The sequence below is a fragment of the Pandoraea faecigallinarum genome (assembly GCF_001029105.3).
GTDB lineage: Bacteria > Pseudomonadota > Gammaproteobacteria > Burkholderiales > Burkholderiaceae > Pandoraea > Pandoraea faecigallinarum.
Map to the genome: position 1 here is coordinate 4,971,896 of NZ_CP011807.3, position 18,746 is coordinate 4,990,641.

Here is an 18,746-nt window from a genome sequence, read left to right on the forward strand (position 1 = left end):
GACACATAACCAGACACTCGTTCTCGTCATGCAAGAAATTCAACGCAAAGTCGCGCTCATTACCGGCATTACCGGCCAGGACGGCTCTTATCTGGCCGAACTCCTGCTTGATAAGGGTTACGTCGTACATGGCATCAAGCGTCGCGCTTCCCAATTCAATACGGAGCGCATTGACCACCTGTATCAGGATCCCCACATCGATCATCGCAACTTCGTGTTGCACTACGGCGATCTGTCGGATACGAGCAACCTGATCCGTATCATCCAGGAAACGCAGCCCGACGAGATCTATAACCTTGGCGCACAAAGCCATGTCGCCGTCAGCTTCGAGAGTCCGGAATACACGGCGGACGTCGATGCCATCGGGACGCTGCGAATTCTTGAAGCCATTCGCATTCTGAAGTTAGAAAAGAAGACTCGCTTCTATCAGGCAAGCACGAGCGAGCTGTATGGACTCGTTCAGGAAATTCCCCAACGCGAGACCACGCCGTTCTATCCGCGTAGTCCATATGCCGTTGCAAAAATGTACGCCTACTGGATCACGGTCAACTACCGTGAGGCGTATGGCATCTACGCTTGCAACGGGATTTTGTTCAATCACGAAAGCCCGCGCCGCGGCGAGACATTCGTGACGCGCAAGATTACACGTGGACTTGCAAATATCGCGCAGGGATTGGACAGTTGCCTGTACATGGGCAATCTGGATGCGCTTCGCGACTGGGGTCATGCCAAGGACTATGTGCGCATGCAGTGGATGATGCTGCAGCAGGCGCAGGCAGAAGATTTCGTCATCGCAAGCGGTGTGCAGTTCAGCGTGCGTGAATTCATTCAATGGACGGCCGCAGAGTTGGGCATCACGCTGGAATTCAGCGGCGAAGGGGTGGAAGAGACCGCCAAGGTCACAGCCATCTCGGGTAACGATGCGCCGGGCGTCAAGGTGGGCGACATCGTGGTTCGTGTTGACCCTCGCTACTTCCGTCCGACAGAAGTGGAGACCCTGCTTGGAGACCCGAGCAAGGCACGCGAGAAGCTCGGCTGGGTACCGGAGATCACCGTACAGGAAATGTGTCGTGAGATGGTCGCCGCCGACTTGTCCAAGGCAAAGCAGCACGCCGTGCTTCGCTCGCATGGCTTTAACGTGTCGGTGAGCCAGGAGAACTGACGCGTGAATCAACCGTACACCATCCTCGTCAATTCCTCGGACGGATTCGACGATTGCTGGCAGCCATTCTTCACGTTACTCAAACGCTACTGGCCCGCCTGCGATGCCCCCATTCTGCTCAACACGGAACGTAAGACTGCCGTGTTTTCGGATCTGCCTGTGCAATGCACGCAGGTGCAACGTGCTGACGAGGGCCGGTTGAGCTGGAGCGAATGCTTGCTGCGCGCGCTCGATCAGGTGCAAACGCCGCTGGTGATGTATTTCCAGGAAGACTACTTCCTGGATAAACCGGCTGACGATGCTCGCATTCGCGAGGCAGTCTCGTTTATGATGGAACACGCTGACGTGAAGCACGTTGCTCTCACGCGTCATGGTAGCCTCGGCCCATACGACCCATACCCTGCTGCTCCCGGCATGCAGGCAATTCGCCAGAAGGCGCGCTATCGTATTTCCACGCAAGCTGCGCTTTGGCGTGTAGATACGCTGCGCTCATACCTTCGCTCGGAAGAAAGCGGTTGGATGTTCGAGATTTACGGTACGTGGCGAGCCCAGCGACGAAACGAAACATTCCTTTGCCTGAACTTTGACGAGGCAGCGGGCGGGCCCGCGCTCGACTATGTCCATACCGGCATCGTCAAAGGCAAATGGCTGCGCGATATCGTGCCAGTCTTTGAGGCCAACGGCATCGACATCGACTTCGCGCGCCGCGGATTCTATCAACCCAAGCCGTACCTCCTGCACAAGTACGAATTAGCACGCAAACTGCTTGAGCACCCTGGGTATCTGCTCAAGCAACTTGTCTGAGCCATGCTGCGATCTTCGATCGTCGTCACTTTCATCACGCTACTGGGAAGCGCGCTGGGTTTCATCGTCCAGTTAATTCTCGCGCATCGCTTCGGTGCCGGAACGGACGTTGACACCTACCTGTTTGCCATTTCGTGGCCCACGTTCGTTGCTGGCATGGTTTCAGCATTTCTGAGCTATGTCGCCATACCGGAATTGGTGTCGCGAGAACGAAATGCCGATATTCAGCGCGACTACTTCATGACGAGTCTCGCAGTCATCGGTGGCTTTTCGATACTGATTCTCATCGCGGGCATCGGCCTGGGCAGCCTCCAACTGGCGAGCCTGCCTGCCGACTCGGTCATTCGAGAACATCCCGCGCGCAATTCGCTGGTTCGTCTTGGTTGGCTGATCTGCGCCAGCCAGATCGTTCAGGCCTATCTGCTATCGACTCTGCACGCCCGCCGCCGCCATATATCTTCGGCAACCCTGGGGCTGTTGCCGTACGTAGGCATGATCTGCCTGACGGCGACGCTGTCGTCTCAAATTGGTGTGACAAGCATTGCGCTCGGCATGCTGCTCGGCAGCGTGGCGGCCGCGCTTCTCGCCGGCGCCTGCCTGCGCGGACAGTTCACTGACAACGCGCCACGCCGCTGGCTGTGGCGTGACGTCAGAACACTGTTCGCGACGGCCCCTTATGCGGCGGTTGCTTTATCGTGCTTCTCGATTTACGCAGTCGTCGATGCCTACTGGGCGCCTCGCGCGGGCGAAGGCGTGCTCGCGTCGCTCGGCTACGCTCAACGCCTGATCATCGCCATCGGCAACCTCGCCGTGGCAGGTCCTTCAGCCATTCTTGTGCCTCGCATCACCGATCTCGCGCGGCATGGCGATCCCGCCGCGCTGCGGAGCTTTCTTCGCAAGACAGTGCTCATTGTGGCGGCGGCCGCCACGGTGTTTGCATTGCCGTTGGCCGTGCTGCCGGACTTGCTGGTGCGCCTGATGTTTGCTCGCGGTAACTTCAACGCTCATGACGTGGCGAACGTGGCATCAACGCTGGCGCACATGACACCAGGCATGGTCTGCATGCTGATATCGGTCATTTCGCTGCGCGCGCTATTCTGTCTGCCCGGTGCCGAAAAAGTGGCAGCAGTGCTCGGTGCGGCATGGGGCGTGCTCTACTTTGCGGCGTCCGCCCTGTGGATGCATGGCGGGGCGACTGGCCTGGCTAATGCCTATTCGGTCGCCTGGATGATGATCTGCGCGGCCATGGTAACGATCCTATTCAAGAAAGCGGGGGGCGATGCCCATGGACGGGCTACTGCTAGCGTTTGAAACCCTGCTCTTTGGGCTCGGACTGGCGTATATCTATCCGCGCGACAAGATGTTCGGGTTCTATTTCGTCTTCCTGTTCATCTACGGTATTTTCGCGCAGCTCGGATATCACTTCTTCCCCGAGGCATCCGAGGCGATCATGGCTTACTTCGGCGACGACGTGTGGTTGCCGAGTGTACTGTTCATTACCGCGTCGCTGGTGTCATTCGTTCTCGCATTCGTTTTTTTCCGACCGGTATTTTATGGATTAATGGCATTTCGCTTCAGCGTGCGCCCTGCAGCCATGCAAGGCCTGTGGCGCAAACTTGCCTCGGGCTGGTTGCTCGCCACGTCCGCGTACATGATCGGCTTCGTCGTGCTTAACGGGGCAGACTTGAGCTGGTACTCCGCGCAGCAGGATGACTTGCGATCGACGGCACCGGCGCTAGCGCTGTTGATTTTCTTCGTCAAGATCGATGTCGGCACGCTCGTCGTGCTTTACCGCCTCGCGCGGCAGAGGGTACATCTGATCCCTCATGTCTCCCCGTGGCTGCCGTTCGTCGTGCGCGGTGCTTTCTTCCTGTTCATCACGTTCAAGCTGGGCAATCGAACGGATGTGCTCGCGTGCTTTCTCGGCCTCGCATTGATGGAGATGAGTCAAACACGGCTGTCGGTGCGCATCATGTTGCGTGCACTTTTTTTCGGCTTTTTGGTTGTCTCGTTGCTGCTGTTGATCGAAGCCACTCGCTATAGTGACAGCGATGTGGCGCCACCGGCGCCGACGTCGGTCAAATTGCTGGTCAAGGACTATTATCCGCCAGCCCACATGCTATTCGCCGCAATGGCTTACGACTATGTAAGTCCATGGGAAGTCATTGAATCCAATACATCGAATGCGGCCATTCTGCTCGGCTATCCATACCTGCAAGAAACTATAACTGACCTGTTCCGTCCGGACCTGGCCACGCGCTCGGTTGGATACGCCTTCTACGTGCTGACCGAAGGCTTCATGTTTATGGGGTACTGGGGCTTCCTATACAACGGCGTCGTGCTGATTGCCGGACTCTGTCTCTGGCGCCGCATGGCAACGTCCGACTCCCGCGAATATAACTTGCTGTTGCTTGGTCTGTTTGGCTGCATGATGGTCAATGTAGTTCGCGGACAGTCGTCGTATTTCGTCAAATACCTGTACATGTTTGTACTACCCAACGCACTGCTCTATCTGAGCCTTGTCGGCATGCGGATTCGCTTACGGATTGCCGGGCCGAGACCAGCACGCAACCCCGCCTAGGCGGTGCAGCGCCCGTCGCATTTGACCTAGATCGCTATTCAATGAAAGACCCCGCAATTCTGATCTTTCGCTCCGCCGCACTCGGCGACTTCATTCTGGCGTCACCTGCGCTTGAGCAGGTACGCCTGACATTTCCGCACGCGAAAATTGTTTTGCTCACGACTCAGTCGGCCAGCAAAACACAGCGCAACAAGGTGGCCCAGTATGCAGGCGACGCGAAAAGCTTGCCTTGGGTAGAACTAGCAAGGCCGCACCTGATAGACGACGTACGTGTGCTGTCGGGCCTGAGCTTCGGTAACCTTTTGGCACTCCGCAAATCGCTGCGTGGTTATCGTTTTGAACGCGCGATCCTGATGCTCGACCCGTGTGCACCGCGGATAGGCCGAATCAAGAAGATGCTGCTGCTGTTCGCATTGCTCGGTCTTGTGCCGCAATCCGGGTGGCGCGGCCGCGGCTCGCTCGCGGGTGATCGCGCTGCGCTCAAAGCAGCAGGCCTCCTGCGTCATCACGTTCACGGTCCATTGCAATTTCTGTCCGAGTTGCCAGTGCCGCAGCAATACGAAGACAGCAAGTTGCGATTCGACCTGCGTCCCGGTCCCGACGCGCACGCTTGGGCCACGCGCTGGCTCGCCGAGCACATACCGAAAGACGCCGAATGTATCGCGGTCTCGCCGGGAGCGATTCAGCCACATAAGCGTTGGCCGATCGAGAAGTACGCTGAACTTTGCCAAACACTACTGGTACGGCGACCGCAAGCTCGCTTGCTGATCATCGGTGTGCGTGCCGACGCCGAGTACGGTGCCATTCTCCGCGCCGTCGATCCGACTCGCATTTATGATTTGATGGGGGCGACATCGATTGCCCAGTCGGCTGCCCTGCTAACGCGCTGCGATATGCTAGTCGGCAATGACGGTGGATCAATGCACCTGGGCGATGCAATGGGATGTCCGACCGTTTCCATCGTACCGGGCATCGAGTATCCGGACTCGATCGAGCCTTGGCACAATCAAGCGCTGGCGATTCGCCACGCTGTGCCGTGCGCTCCCTGTTACAACTTTACTTTCTGTCCGGAAGGGCATAACCGCTGCATGCTCGACATCTCGGTCGCTCAAGTGCTGGATCGCTGCCTGAGCGTGTTGGAGCGTCCCCCCATGACGGAGTCTCTACCCGTATGAGTACCAGTTTCACGAAAGCCGTTGAGGCTCACCTCACGGTCATCCAGTCGCTTCCCGCCCTTACCTCGGATGTCGAAACGGCAGCACGCGTATGCGCTGAAGCCATCGCCAGAGGCGGGCGTATTCTATTCTGCGGCAATGGCGGTTCTGCATCTGACAGCCAACATCTGGCAGGCGAACTTGTCGGCCGCCTCAAAGGCAACCGCAGGCCGCTCGCAGCCCACGCCCTGGGTGCGGACTCCGCCGTCGTCACGTGCATCGCCAACGACTTCGGCTATGACGAAGTGTTCGCCCGTCAGGTGGAAGGCATCGGTCGTGAAGGTGATGTGCTGATCGCCATCTCCACCAGTGGCAACTCTGCCAATGTGGTTCGGGCCGTTGAATGCGCAAACGAGATGGGTATCATGACAATCGGCCTGCTGGGCGGGAGCGGCGGCAAACTGCTCGACATGGTCACCCACGCGCTTTGCATCTCCGTCACAACAGACACGGCACGCATTCAGGAAGCGCACATTCTGATCGGGCATGTGATCTGCGCTGATATCGAGACGCGTCTGGGCCTTGCATGAAAGCCGAAATGCGTGTCTCCAAGTCCTTGAACGTGTGGATCGTCAATCCCTACGGCACCCTGCCTGATGAAGCCTGGCGTGAATATCGCAGCAGCATGCTCGCGAGCGCGCTGCGCGCCGCCGGCCACCGCGTCACCTGGTGGATTTCGAACTTCGAGCATCGCGACAAACGCTTCCGTACACCGCACTTTGAGCGCCGCGAACTCGCTGACGGCACAATCGTCAACATCGTCCCGACCACGGCCTACGCCGGGCATATTTCGCTCGCTCGCATCAAGAGCGAGCAGGCGTATGGACGCGGCGTGGCCGCACTTGCGCACAGTGCGCAGCAAGAGCGACCTGATCTCATCGTGCTTGCCGAGCCCTCTTTATTCTTCGGCGGCCCCATCTTGGCTATGGCTCGCCAACTCGGCGTGCCCGTCGTGTCGGACATTCTCGATCTTTGGCCGGAGTTGTTTACGCTCGTACTACCCCGGCCGCTACGGCTGTTGCAGCGACTGGTGTTCGCGCCGCTCTACTGGCGGCGCGCACGCACTTTGCGTGCATCACACGGCATCGTTGCCGTATCCCGCGATTACCTGAATATCGGTTTGCATGCCGCCCCAGGCAAACCTTCGCTTGTATCGTATCTGGGTGTCGACGTAGCGAGCGTGCGGACGGCAGCCAAGGACGCGGCCCGCGTGCTCGCGCAGCTCGACATCGCGCCGAAAGTATCGGGCGAGGTATGGGTCATTTATGCTGGCACACTGGGCGACAACTATGACATCCCGTCGATCATCGGCGCCATGGAAAACGAACGCCTGCGCCAACTTCCGGTGCGATTCCTGTTTGCCGGCAACGGCCCCCAGCGCGAAATGCTCCGGGCCGCCTGCGATCGCAGCCAGGGGCGAGGTCGATATCTTGGCACACTTGAGCCTGCCAGCCTGAACGCCTTGTACACGCAGTGCGACATCGGACTGAGCACATACCTCGAAGAATCAACGGTGTCGATGCCAGTGAAGTTCTACGATTACCTGGCCGGTGGCCTCGCCGTGGTCAACTCATTAGGGCGCGAAATCGGCACACAGGTCACCGAACGCCGCTTGGGCCTACAGTACGGGGCGGGAGATGCCCGCTCGCTCGCCGACGCGCTGATTGCGCTGACCGAGTCCCCGGAACTGCTGGCAGAATATCGGCGTAACGCCAGCGAAGCTGCCACGGCTTTCGATCAACGCGCCCAGCATGATCGATATGTACAATTTCTGACATCCCTCGTCGAGAACCCGACATGTTGAGACGACTCTATCTTTCGCCAGTCGGCTACATCATCTCGTTGGTGATGAATGTCGTCGGCATCTTTACCCGGCCCTTCATGGTGTACGGATACTACTGCCGCCCTGACAAGCGATTTCTGCGCTACACGCGCATCAGCTCAAGCGTAAAGGTGCTAGATGCCAACCAATTTCGGGTCGGAGACCATTGCTGGATCGGCCATTATTCGATCATTGATGCAAGCGGTGGCGTCACGCTTGGCGAAGGTGTCCAGTTTGGATTCCTGAGTGCGATTTTTTCGCACAGCAGTCACGCCTCTATCCGCCTCCTCGGCAAGCGTTATATTGACATGCCCACCGAGCAACGCCTCGGACTTGAGCGCGCGCCGGTGAAGGTCGGCGATTACTGCTTCATCGGCACCGGTTCCATTCTGCTGCCCGGAACGGTCTTGGGCAAAGGCTGCGTCGTGGCCGTGGGCAGCGTAGTACGCGGTGAGTTCCCAGATCACTCCGTTATCGCCGGCAACCCGGCGCGCCGCGTCGGCGACACTCGCAAGCACGACACGCCTTACATCAACGAACCCGGCATCGACGAGACCTATTTCGACCCCGAGCGACTGGCGGAACTACGCCGGCTGCAACAACAAGACAACATCGAGAGCCAGACATCATGAATGAATCGTTCCTGCCTTTTGCCAAGCCCGAAATCGGTGAAGAAGAGATTGCGGAAGTGGTTGAAGCGCTGCGCTCCGGCTGGGTGACCACAGGCCCGAAGACGCGTCAATTTGAAGCCGACTTCGCTGCCTACCTCGGCGGTGACGTCGAAGCGATCTCGGTCAATTCGGCCACGGCGGGCCTGCATCTCGCCCTGGAGGCTGTGGGTGTCGGCCCTGGCGACGAAGTCATTACGACTACGCATACATTTACCGCAACGGCTGAAGTCGTACGCTACCTGGGTGCCGATCCCGTGTTTGTGGACATTGACTCGACCACACTGTGCATCGATGTGGCGGCGATTGAGCGCGCCATAACTCCGCGCACGAAGGTCATCATGCCGGTGCACTTTGCCGGTCGCGCTGCCGATATGCCCGCCATTCTCGATCTTGCGCGCCGCAAAGGATTGAAGGTTGTCGACGACGCTGCCCATGCCTTGCCTGCTACCAGCGCCGGCATGATGGTCGGCAAGCAAGGCGCCGACGCGACCATCTTCAGCTTCTATGCCAATAAGACGATCACTACCGGCGAGGGAGGCATGCTAGTCACGCAGAATCCGGAAATTGCGAAGCGCGCGCGCATCATGCGCTTGCACGGCATCAGCCGGGATGCCTTTGATCGCTTCACGGCCAAGACGCCGAGCTGGTATTACGAAATCGTCGCGCCTGGCTTCAAGTACAACCTTACCGATATCGCATCGGCGATCGGCATTCACCAATTGCGCAAGGCCAATCGCTTTCATGAACGCCGTCAGGCCATCGCCAACCGCTACGACACCGGCCTGAAGGATCTGTCGATCATTTGCCCGCCGCGTGCCGCGCCGGGCGACATCCACTCCTGGCACCTGTACGTAATCCAGCTTGGCGATAACGCCGGGGTAGCGCGCGACACGTTTATCGAGCGACTGTTCGAACAAGGCATCGGTTGCAGCGTGCACTACATTCCGCTGCACCTGCAACCTTACTGGCGTGACCGGTATCACCTGAATCCCCAGGACTTCCCGGTGAGCCAGCGCGTCTACGAGCGCACCTTGTCGTTGCCACTGTACACAGCAATGACGGATGCAGATATCGACCGCGTGCTTGGCTCGATTCGCCAGGCGCTCGCCGAATGAGCAGCGCTAAACGCTTACTGGATCTGGCCGGCAGCAGTGCCGGCCTGCTGGTGCTGTCGCCCGTATTGCTGGGTATCGCGTTGGCCGTCAAGCTCGACTCGCCAGGCCCCGTGTTCTTCCGTCAGGAACGAATCGGGCTGCGAGGCGTACCGTTTCGTATCCACAAATTCCGGACAATGACGGTCGATATGACCGGCGCGGCGCGTCAGATTACCGTCGGCGCGGATCGACGGATCACCCGTGTAGGGTCCGTTTTACGCAAATATAAGCTCGATGAATTGGCGCAGTTGATCGACGTATTCACTGGGGCAATGAGTCTTGTCGGGCCACGCCCTGAAGTTCCCAAGTACGTCGCCGTCTACCCGTCCGACGTTCGCGACATCGTGCTCTCGGTCAAACCCGGCATTACTGATCTGGCGTCGATCGAGTATCGCGACGAAAGTACACTTCTGGGTCAAAGCGACGATCCTGAGCGGACCTATATCGAGGAAGTGCTGCCAGCGAAGCTGCGCTATTGTGTGGAATACGCGCAGCGTCACTCGGTCTGGCTTGACGTGCGAATCATCCTGCGGACGATCAAAGCCATCGTGACGTGAGCATGACGTGCCCCGAGACGGCACGTCATGCATCGGCTCCGGACACCCTGCGCCGCCTTGTCAGACGAGCCGCTATCGGAACACGCAGATTGGATGTACGCTGTCTCATAGATCCTCGCCGGGAGAACCGGCACATCCAAGAGGTACAATGGCGGCCCGCGCGACGCGAACGCGCCGAAGGCGAAGTACTGCGGCTGAGTCATGTGGCTATTTACGAGAGCCTTACGTGCCGCCAATTTCCAGCCCCGTCACCACAAATTGATGAACGCATCCGGATCCGTAACGCCCCCCCCTCCGCACGGCGAAGGTATCACCGACGTATTGATTTACCTGTACATAATCACCTTTCCCGCGCTTTCAATGCTGGTTCGGGGTGGCGCCAGTGCGTTACTGATTGGCGGTAGTGTGTTGGCGCTTTTCGGCCTGTTTTTTGTCCCCAGGCCACGCCAGGAATTGACCCGGGCCGACTGGACTTTCCTGGCTTCAATGGCTGCACCGGTGGTATTGGTCGTCGCGACCGAGCTTTCGCATGGCGAAATCGTGTGGAACACGATCGATTCACCGTCGCGATTCCTGCTCGCCATTCCGCTTTACCTACTGATGCGACGGCACGCCCGCCCGATGCGCAGCCTGCATCTCGCGTTTATGGCTGGTGCAATCGCGTCCATTCTGATCATGGTGCCCAATCACCGTGAGTGGGGTGCAGATCGTTTCGGTAGCTACTTCCTCAACCCCATCCATTACGGCGACATCGCTCTGATCTTCGGAGTGCTCTCGGCACTCTCCGTGTGTTGGGGCCGGCGAGATCACTGGCTGTTGGCTGCGGTAAAGATCTCCGGCCTGATCGCAGGCCTACTCGCATCGCTGCTTACCGGCTCGCGTGGCGGATGGGTGGCGTTACCGCTCGTGGCGATACTCGTGTTGACATATCAGTATCGGACTCGCACTTGGCGCTTCAAAACGCTAGTTGCGCTGGGGGTCGCCGCAGCCTGTATGCTGCCGTACGCGGTATCACCATTCATTCGGGATCGCGTGGACGACGTCAAGACTGACATTCAGCACTATCGGGAAGGGCAACGAGACACATCCGTTGGCGTTCGACTCCAGCTCTGGGAGGCAGGCCTGTCGTTCGTGCGCGACAATCCCTTTACCGGCCTCGGTGGTGGTGGCTACAAACGCAATATGCCGGAGCTTCAGGCCAGCGGTGCGTTAACGCCGCTCGCGGCGCAAGCCGGCGAGGGCGAGATGCATAATCAGATGATCGCGTACGCGGTCGACTACGGACTGATTGGTTGGTTAGCCCTGATGCTCGTCTACTGCGGACCGGCGGCCATCTTCGCGTGTAGCTTGCGCTCAAGCGACAGCACAGTTCAGCGGGCCGCATTACTGGGTCTCGCTTTCGTACTTGCCTTCTGGATGTTTGGCTTAACGGTCGAGACCTTTAATCTGAAATCGACCACGTCAACCTACTCTAGCATTCTTGCCATGCTTTGCGCCTACTGCGCAGCCAGCCGCCACAGCGCCACCGACGGGCAGCAGATCCCCGATCAAACCACTTAACCCTGTACATCACTCTATAAAAATAACCTCGTGCCGTCGCCGGTACGAGGTTATTTTTATCGTCAGCCGCTAACCGGCCTGGCGCACAGTCTTTGGTGGAGCGGAGGAGGATCGAACTCCCGACCTTCGCATTGCGAATGTAAAAATACATCTTGCAAAATCAATAGTTTCTAAAAGTTCCCCGCTTTTATGGCACAATTTTGGCACACTGAACCCAAGATGACCTTTTCCCACGATGGCCGCCATCACCAAACGAGGCCCCTACCAGTGGCGCGCGCAGGTGCGACGACACGGCTACCCTGCGCAGAGTAAGACCTTCAATACAAAGGCCGAGGCGGAAGCTTGGGCCAAGATGATCGAATCCGAAATGGCACGCGGCATATGGGTCAGCCGCTGCGAAGCCGAAGCAACGACGCTTTACGAGGCGCTGAACCGGTATGAAGAAGAAATATCCCTCGCAAAGAAGGGATCAGCGCAGGAATCATCCGTCATCAAGACCTGCAAGGCGATTGACTTGGCGAAGCGGCCGCTAGCCACGATTCGGAGCGCTGACGTGGCGAAGCTTCGCGACGTGTGGCTGAAGGACTATAAGCCTGCCACGGTGCTGCGCCGGCTCGCTGTTCTGTCACATGTGTTCAATGTCGCCCGCAAGGAATGGGGCATGGAAAGCCTGTCGAACCCGGTTGAGCTAGTGCGGAAGCCGCAACCGAATAACGCGCGGACGCGGCGCATCGCCGCCAGCGGCGAACCTGCCACAGACTTCCCTGACGATGGCGATCTTGAATCAGGGCGGGGCGCGCAGGATGGTGAACTTGAACGGGTTATAGCGGCCAGCAACTCGGCGCTGCTGCCCGCCATCATCTGGCTAGCTGTCGAAACGGCCATGCGCCGGGGAGAAATTGTGTCACTGCAATGGGAGAACGTGGACCTCAAACGCCGAGTCGCACATCTGCCAGCGACGAAAAACGGTGAGGCGCGCGATGTACCGTTGTCGCCCCGGGCCATTGCCGTACTTCAAGCTCTGAAAGACAACTGCGACGACGCTAAAGATGCCCCCAGTTGCGAAAGGCTTGGCGGCGATGGAACGAGCGTATTCAAAATTCGGGGCGACGCTGTTACCAGGGCTTTCGAACGTGCTGTGGCGCGGGCGCGTAAGCTCTACCAGGAAGAGTGCAACGAGACCGGCCGAAGACCCGATGCGAAGTTTCTGACGGACCTACGGTTTCACGACCTGCGACACGAAGCCACTTCGAGGCTGGCATCGATCTTTCCGATGCACGAGCTGACGAAGATTACCGGCCATAAAGACCCGCGGATGCTAATGCGGTATTACCATCCTCGCGCAGAAGATTTGGCGAAGCGCCTCCTGTAGAGATCGACATTGACAGACCGTCTGAATTCCGATCAACGCCGACACCTCATGCAACAGGTGAAAGGCAAGAATACGCGGCCAGAGATGATTGTTCGCTCGCTGCTGCATCGCCTCGGCTATCGCTTTCGACTCCATCGGAAAGACCTGCCAGGAACGCCCGATGTGGTCTTCCCGAGCCGGCGCGTCGCGCTGTTTGTGCACGGCTGCTTCTGGCACGGCCATGGTTGCCGCATCGGTCAACTACCGAAGTCGCGCCTCGACTACTGGCAACCGAAAATTGCCACCAATCGCGACCGGGATGCTCGAAAGGAGGCTGCACTTGAGGCGACCGGCTGGCGTGTGGCCGTCGTCTGGCAATGTGAGCTGACCGATCTCGAAGGGCTGGCAACGCGCCTGAAGGACCTGCTCGACACGAAGTGAAAACTACGATCGACAAAGCGATCGTTTTCGCGTAAACTCCCAGCCAACGATTTGCAACCAAAAACAGGGACTTCACTTATGACTCGCCCAATCGGGATCGACCTTTTCGCAGGAGCCGGGGGGTTGAGCCTCGGCTTCGAACAAGCCGGTTTCGACATCGTGGCTGCGGTGGACATAGACCCCATTCACTCCGCCGCCCACAAGTTCAACTTCCCTACCTGCGCCACGATTTGCAAGAGTGTCGTTGATGTAACCGGCGACGAGCTGCGACAACGCGCTGGTATCGGCAAACGCGATATCGACGTTGTGGTCGGGGGAGCACCGTGCCAGGGCTTTTCGCTCATTGGCAAGCGAGCGCTCGACGACGCACGCAACCAGCTCGTACATCACTATGTCCGAGTCGTGCTGGAACTGAAGCCCAAATACTTCATCTTCGAAAACGTCAAAGGACTGACTGTCGGAAAACACCGAAAGTTTCTGCAAGAGATCATCGAAGCTTTCCAAGAGGGCGGCTACGATGTCGAAACGGACTACAAGGTTCTCAACGCCGCTGACTTCGGGGTACCTCAAGATAGGCGGAGACTGATTCTCATGGGGGCGCGCAAGGGCTTGCCCTTACCGACTTATCCGCAACCGACGGGCCACACGACCGTTGCCGAAGCGATTGGCGACATCCCGGATGCCGAGACGTTTCCCGAGCTGTGGGAGCGCGATTGGACAAAGGCGAAGTACGGCAAACCGTCGACCTATGCAGCGTACTTGCGCGGAAAAAAGGACGACCCCACCGACTTTAGTTATCGACGGCAATTCGATGCATCCCTGTTGACCGGATCCTTGCTGACGGAGCATACCGATCTGTCGAGAAGCCGCTTTGCAGCTACGGCCCCCGGCGACGTCGAACCGATCAGTCGTTTTAAGAAACTAGCTCTCGACGGTATTTGCAACACGCTGCGTGCAGGTACCGCCAGTGATCGCGGCGCGTTCACATCGCCGCGTCCGATCCATCCGACTGCGCCCCGTGTCATCACGGTGCGCGAAGCAGCGCGCTTGCACTCCTATCCCGATTGGTTTCGCTTCCATGCGACCAAGTGGCACGGCTTCAGGCAGATCGGTAACAGTGTGCCTCCAATGTTGGCACGTGCTGTCGGCGCGCAGGTCATGAAGGCGTTGAAAAAGAAGCCCGAAAAGCCTACCGAAATCCTGGCACTCGGCGATGAAAGCCTGATCGGAATTTCGATGAGCGATGCGGCCGCGATGTTCGGCGTATCTAGCACCGTAATCGCCCGGCGCCAGCGTCCTGTTGTACGCCACGAAGACGAAACGGAAGCGGTTGCCGCATGAACGATAAAGCCAAGGCTCCGACTCGTTATCACCAGCTCATCGAGAAAATTTTCTTCGATGGATACGTCGAAGGTACTACGGAGATTCCTTTTGAGCGTAAGGCACTGAAAGAAGCCGCGAACCAGCTTGGAATCGCCCTGCCCGACAATTTGGGAGACGTGATCTATGCGATGCGGTTTCGAGTCCCCATGCCGGCGAAAGTCATCGCCACACAGCCCAAAGGACGCGAATGGATTATCGAGTTGGTAGGACGTTCGAAGTACCGCTTCCGGCTAGCGTCCGCCAATCGGATCTTGCCTAACCCGAATCTCGCTGTTATCCGCATTCCCGACAACACGCCGGAAATCATCGCGGCCTACGCCCTCGACGATGAACAAGCTCTACTCGCGAAGGTGCGCTACAACCGGCTCATCGACATCTTTCTTGGTCTCACCACGTTCTCGCTACAGAACCATTTGCGCACGAGCGTCAAGGACATGGGGCAAATCGAGATCGACGAGCTTTATGTCGGTCTCGACAAGTACGGTTGTCACTATGTCATCCCTGTACAAGCCAAGGGTGGCAGCGACCAAATTTCGACGGTACAGACCGCGCAGGACACCGCTTGGTGCGCGCAAAAATATCCGGCGTTGCGATGCCGACCGATCTCTGCCCAATTCGTGAGTAGCGATCAAATTGCATTATTCGAGTTGAAAATAGAGGATGACGAGCTCAAAGTCGTCGAAGAACGACATTACAAGCTCGTGCCTGCGGGCGAACTCGATCACAACGAAATCGTTGCTTACCGTACATAGGTTGCGGCCGCAGTCCTTGCGTAACAGGTCGCTGTCTGACTAGTTCCGATATGTCGGCGTAGCGCGGACGGACACTTTTTTCAAGCGGAAGCCGTTAATAGACTACCAGTTCAGTGGACCACATTCGTCGGGGGGAGGGGTTGTGAAACTCGCCGCTGTAATTCTTGAAAATTTCCGTGGGTACGCTCAAAGCGTCCGAATCGAGATCGACGACCTGACAGCTTTCGTTGGTAAAAACGACGCTGGCAAGTCAACGATCCTCGAAGCACTCGAAATCTTCTTCAATGACGGCAAGCCCGAACGCGGCGATGCGTGTGTGTACGCCAATGGGACAACGATCCGCATCGGCTGTGCCTTCACGAACCTGCCTATCAAGATTGTTCTCGACGCTGCTGCCCCGACATCCCTCGCTGCTGAGCATCTGCTGAACGAAAAAGGCGAGCTGGAGATCACTAAGGAATGGGACTGTTCGGGTAAAACGCCGAAAGAAGCGGTTTTCGCGACAGCGCTACATCCGGTCAATGCCGACGCCGCCGATCTGCTCACGCTCAAAAACAGCGACCTCAAGTCCAGAATCAAAAAGCTCGGTATCGACGAGTCGACCGTGAACTTGGCGATAAATGGGAATATGCGCCAAGCGATCCGTGCTGCTTGTCAACCGTTAACGCTAGAACGCCGGCTGCTCCCGCTCGACAAGGAGGATGCCAAGAAGGTCTGGGATCAGCTCAAGCCGCAGCTTCCGATGTACGCGCTGTTCCGCTCTGACCGACCAAGCCAGGACGGTGACGAAGAGGTTCAAAGCCCGCTCAAATTTGCGATCACGCAAGCGCTTAAGGAAATGGCGGACGATCTGAAGAAGATCGAGGATGCGGTGAGACTTAGGGCGGAAGATGTCGCGAAGCGAACACTCGAAAAATTGAACGAGATGGACAGTCGCCTAGCGAGTGAGCTTAAGCCATTTTTCAAGGCCGATCCCAAATGGGATGTCTTCAAGTTTGGCCTTGTGGGGGACAACGACATTCCCATCAACAAGCGCGGGAGCGGCGTTCGCCGTCTTATCCTCCTGAACTTTTTCCGGGCCGAAGCGGAGAGGCGACGTACCGAGAAGGGCGCATTGAGCGTCATCTACGCCATCGAGGAGCCGGAGACGTCGCAACACCCCGACAACCAGCGCTTGCTCGTTCAAGCACTTAAGGAACTTGCCGTAGATGAGAACACGCAAGTTCTGGTCACGTCTCACACGCCCGGGCTAGCCGGGCTTTTGCCGAGCGATAGCCTGCGGTGCGTGCGCAAACAGGCCGACGGTACGGCTACCGTCGTTCATTGCACCGACGACGATTTGGCCACGATTGCAAACGAACTCGGCGTATTGCCTGATCGGCGGGTCCAAGCGCTGGTCTTCGTCGAAGGGACCAACGATATCGAATTCCTTGAGCGCATCAGTTCCATGCTGAAACCAAGCATGGCTGATGTCGTCGATTTCACCGGCGACAACCGAGTGGCGCTTGTCCCTCTCGGTGGAGGCTCGCTCAAGCAATGGGTTGCCAAGCACTATCTGCGAAACCTGAATCTTCCGGAAGTTCATATCTATGATCGTGACGATGCCGTGCCGCCGAAGTACCAAGCGGAGTGCGATACGGTAAACGCCCGTACCGACGGATCTTGGGCGGTCATAACGACGAAGCGCGAGCTCGAGAACTATTTGCACGCGGACGCCATCGCGGAAGGTATGAACGGTATCGTGGTCACCTACACGGACACCTGTGACGTTCCGCTAATCGTTGCCAAATCCGTTCACGAATCGTCTGGTAGCACGAAGCCATGGGCCGATGTCTTGGCTGACGCCAAGGAATTGGGTGATAAGGTCAATCGGGCCAAAAAGCGGCTCAACCGCGACGCTGCTGCAAAAATGACCCCCGCGAGACTTGCGGAGATCGACGCGGCCGGCGAGGTATCGGGCTGGCTTAAAAGGATTCACGGGATGCTCGTTTAACGAGCGGAAATCGCGGCATTACTGATCGACCGTGCTCACGCGCTACGCTTCTGCTCCTGGTTGAAAGCTCGGGGAGCCAAGCCGCAAATTCGACCTCCCTTATCGCACGCGAGCCCACGCCTAACCTTCTTTGGCCTTGCGCGCTAACGCTTGGGCTACCGTCTCGCCGGGACATAGGCCGAATAGTTCGCGGGCATTGTTCCTGGTGATGAACAGAGGAACGTCAAGGGTAGGGCCTTCGTCGTCCAGGAAGGTCGGCTCTGGCGCATCAGCCAAGTTGGCCAGGACGTTACCGCTTGCGATGGCATCTTGCTCGCTCAAGGCATTCTCCTTGAACGCACCGGTCGCGTTCCCCGCTTTGTCGCTTGGTTGGGTGGTGGCATTGAGGTTCGATTGTTTTTCGTCGCTGCTCATGGTCATGGGTGTCTTGGCTCAGTTGAAGATCGACGTTCATGGGTGCGTGATACGCAGCCACGGCCCAAGAACGTCCTTCAGGCTCTGCTGACAGAGGTCGATACTGATTTGGCTGCCATCCCCGAAAACGGACATGTAACCACCCGTGAACGAGAGCGACAATTTTTCGTGCCACTCCATATCGGTGGACGCTAGGCGGCGGCTACAACGATCACGGGTAAAGGAGACGGCTTCGTGGACGGTAACGGGTTGATATTGAAGCATCGGAGCGCTCCGGCTCAGTTCGAATACGATGCGCCGTGTCGCGGTAGTCGGGAAGAAGAATAATATTCTTATTATTCTTACCAGCGTTATGCGCTACGTGCTGGTCAAACGGCTTGCCCTGGCTCGAAGGTCATCCGGCGTGGCTCTCTGTAACGATATAAAGTCACGCTCGGCCATTGTCTCGTAGGTGCCTCGAAAGGGTAGGTAGAGATCCACAACCCATGATTCACCTTCTTTTCGCCCAGCATAAGGGTGAAGAACTTCGCCATCCGGACGCTTGCGATCAAATCGCAGAACTCCTTCGTGCGGGTACGGGTGTGCGCGCCGAGTCGCCATCATCCGTTCGACAACCTCGTGGGGAAAGCCCGGATGCTCGGAGTTATCTGCGGCGTGGACCGCCGCACGAATCGATTCCTCGACTGTAAGGTGACAACGTGAAATATCGTCTTCATCGAATACCTCTTCTTTGACGATATAGGGCGGGCCTTCATACCAGTGCGGATCGTCGTGGTCCAATCGGATCGCCAAGATGGTTCGGGCACCGACATCGGTACAACGCCACCACCCCGTGCAATCCATGAAGGTCAGGCCGATATAAAAGTCTGTGTGGTTCATGGAAGCTC

18 protein-coding genes are annotated in these 18,746 nt (G+C 57.8%); 16 read left to right on the forward strand and 2 right to left on the reverse strand.

Going from position 1 to position 18,746, the window contains the following annotated elements; all coding sequences use genetic code 11:
• Positions 1-28 precede the first annotated feature (28 nt).
• The 16 genes from gmd (at position 29) to AB870_RS21955 (ending at position 17,445) form a co-directional block, all read left to right on the forward strand.
• Positions 29-1,162 carry a GDP-mannose 4,6-dehydratase gene (gene gmd, locus AB870_RS21880; protein ID WP_047906267.1) on the forward strand — a complete coding sequence of 378 codons (1,134 nt, stop codon included), beginning with the start codon at positions 29-31 and terminating at the stop codon, positions 1,160-1,162.
• A 3-nt stretch (positions 1,163-1,165) separates the two neighbouring features.
• Positions 1,166-1,966, forward strand: coding sequence for a hypothetical protein (locus tag AB870_RS21885; protein ID WP_047906268.1), 801 nt, complete (start codon positions 1,166-1,168; stop codon positions 1,964-1,966).
• A 3-nt stretch (positions 1,967-1,969) separates the two neighbouring features.
• Positions 1,970-3,277, forward strand: a complete 1,308-nt coding sequence (locus tag AB870_RS21890; protein WP_047906269.1) for a lipid II flippase MurJ — start codon at positions 1,970-1,972, stop codon at positions 3,275-3,277.
• Complete coding sequence (locus AB870_RS21895; protein WP_047906270.1) at positions 3,252-4,547, forward strand: hypothetical protein; 1,296 nt, start codon at positions 3,252-3,254, stop codon at positions 4,545-4,547. Before AB870_RS21890 ends, AB870_RS21895 begins: the two co-directional genes overlap by 26 nt.
• 41 nt (positions 4,548-4,588) lie before the next feature.
• Positions 4,589-5,722, forward strand: a complete 1,134-nt coding sequence (locus AB870_RS21900; protein ID WP_047906271.1) for a glycosyltransferase family 9 protein — start codon at positions 4,589-4,591, stop codon at positions 5,720-5,722.
• Complete coding sequence (locus AB870_RS21905) at positions 5,719-6,291, forward strand: D-sedoheptulose-7-phosphate isomerase (RefSeq protein WP_047906272.1); 573 nt, start codon at positions 5,719-5,721, stop codon at positions 6,289-6,291. Before AB870_RS21900 ends, AB870_RS21905 begins: the two co-directional genes overlap by 4 nt.
• Complete coding sequence (locus AB870_RS21910; RefSeq protein WP_237170008.1) at positions 6,288-7,565, forward strand: glycosyltransferase; 1,278 nt, start codon at positions 6,288-6,290, stop codon at positions 7,563-7,565. Before AB870_RS21905 ends, AB870_RS21910 begins: the two co-directional genes overlap by 4 nt.
• Positions 7,559-8,215, forward strand: a complete 657-nt coding sequence (locus AB870_RS21915) for an acyltransferase (protein ID WP_053059478.1) — start codon at positions 7,559-7,561, stop codon at positions 8,213-8,215. The genes AB870_RS21910 and AB870_RS21915 overlap by 7 nt, the downstream gene beginning before the upstream one ends.
• A complete protein-coding gene (locus AB870_RS21920) occupies positions 8,212-9,369 on the forward strand; it encodes a DegT/DnrJ/EryC1/StrS family aminotransferase (protein ID WP_047906273.1) in 1,158 nt (385 codons plus the stop codon). Before AB870_RS21915 ends, AB870_RS21920 begins: the two co-directional genes overlap by 4 nt.
• Positions 9,366-9,965 (forward strand): sugar transferase, encoded by a 600-nt coding sequence (locus tag AB870_RS21925; protein ID WP_047906274.1) that lies wholly within the window; start codon positions 9,366-9,368, stop codon positions 9,963-9,965. Before AB870_RS21920 ends, AB870_RS21925 begins: the two co-directional genes overlap by 4 nt.
• A 261-nt stretch (positions 9,966-10,226) precedes the next feature.
• Entirely contained in the window at positions 10,227-11,525 is a 1,299-nt protein-coding gene (locus AB870_RS21930; protein ID WP_053059479.1) for an O-antigen ligase family protein, read from the forward strand.
• A gap of 235 nt (positions 11,526-11,760) precedes the next feature.
• Positions 11,761-12,897: a site-specific integrase gene (locus AB870_RS21935; RefSeq protein ID WP_047906275.1), complete on the forward strand. Its 1,137-nt coding sequence runs from the start codon at positions 11,761-11,763 to the stop codon at positions 12,895-12,897.
• A gap of 48 nt (positions 12,898-12,945) precedes the next feature.
• Positions 12,946-13,317: a very short patch repair endonuclease gene (locus AB870_RS21940; protein ID WP_237170009.1), complete on the forward strand. Its 372-nt coding sequence runs from the start codon at positions 12,946-12,948 to the stop codon at positions 13,315-13,317.
• 123 nt (positions 13,318-13,440) lie between these two features.
• Complete coding sequence (locus AB870_RS21945) at positions 13,441-14,658, forward strand: DNA cytosine methyltransferase (protein ID WP_197683850.1); 1,218 nt, start codon at positions 13,441-13,443, stop codon at positions 14,656-14,658.
• Entirely contained in the window at positions 14,655-15,452 is a 798-nt protein-coding gene (locus AB870_RS21950; RefSeq protein ID WP_047906278.1) for a hypothetical protein, read from the forward strand. The genes AB870_RS21945 and AB870_RS21950 overlap by 4 nt, the downstream gene beginning before the upstream one ends.
• A 142-nt stretch (positions 15,453-15,594) precedes the next feature.
• Positions 15,595-17,445 (forward strand): ATP-binding protein, encoded by a 1,851-nt coding sequence (locus AB870_RS21955; RefSeq protein ID WP_047906279.1) that lies wholly within the window; start codon positions 15,595-15,597, stop codon positions 17,443-17,445.
• Between the two features lie 120 nt (positions 17,446-17,565).
• Here the strand turns inward: AB870_RS21955 and AB870_RS21960 are convergent, their stop codons facing one another.
• Together AB870_RS21960 and AB870_RS21970 are read right to left on the reverse strand one after the other, a co-directional pair.
• Positions 17,566-17,865 carry a hypothetical protein gene (locus tag AB870_RS21960; RefSeq protein WP_047906280.1) on the reverse strand — a complete coding sequence of 100 codons (300 nt, stop codon included), beginning with the start codon at positions 17,863-17,865 and terminating at the stop codon, positions 17,566-17,568.
• Positions 17,866-18,216: 351 nt separating this feature from the next.
• A complete protein-coding gene (locus AB870_RS21970) occupies positions 18,217-18,738 on the reverse strand; it encodes a hypothetical protein (RefSeq protein ID WP_047908551.1) in 522 nt (173 codons plus the stop codon).
• Positions 18,739-18,746 lie beyond the last annotated feature (8 nt).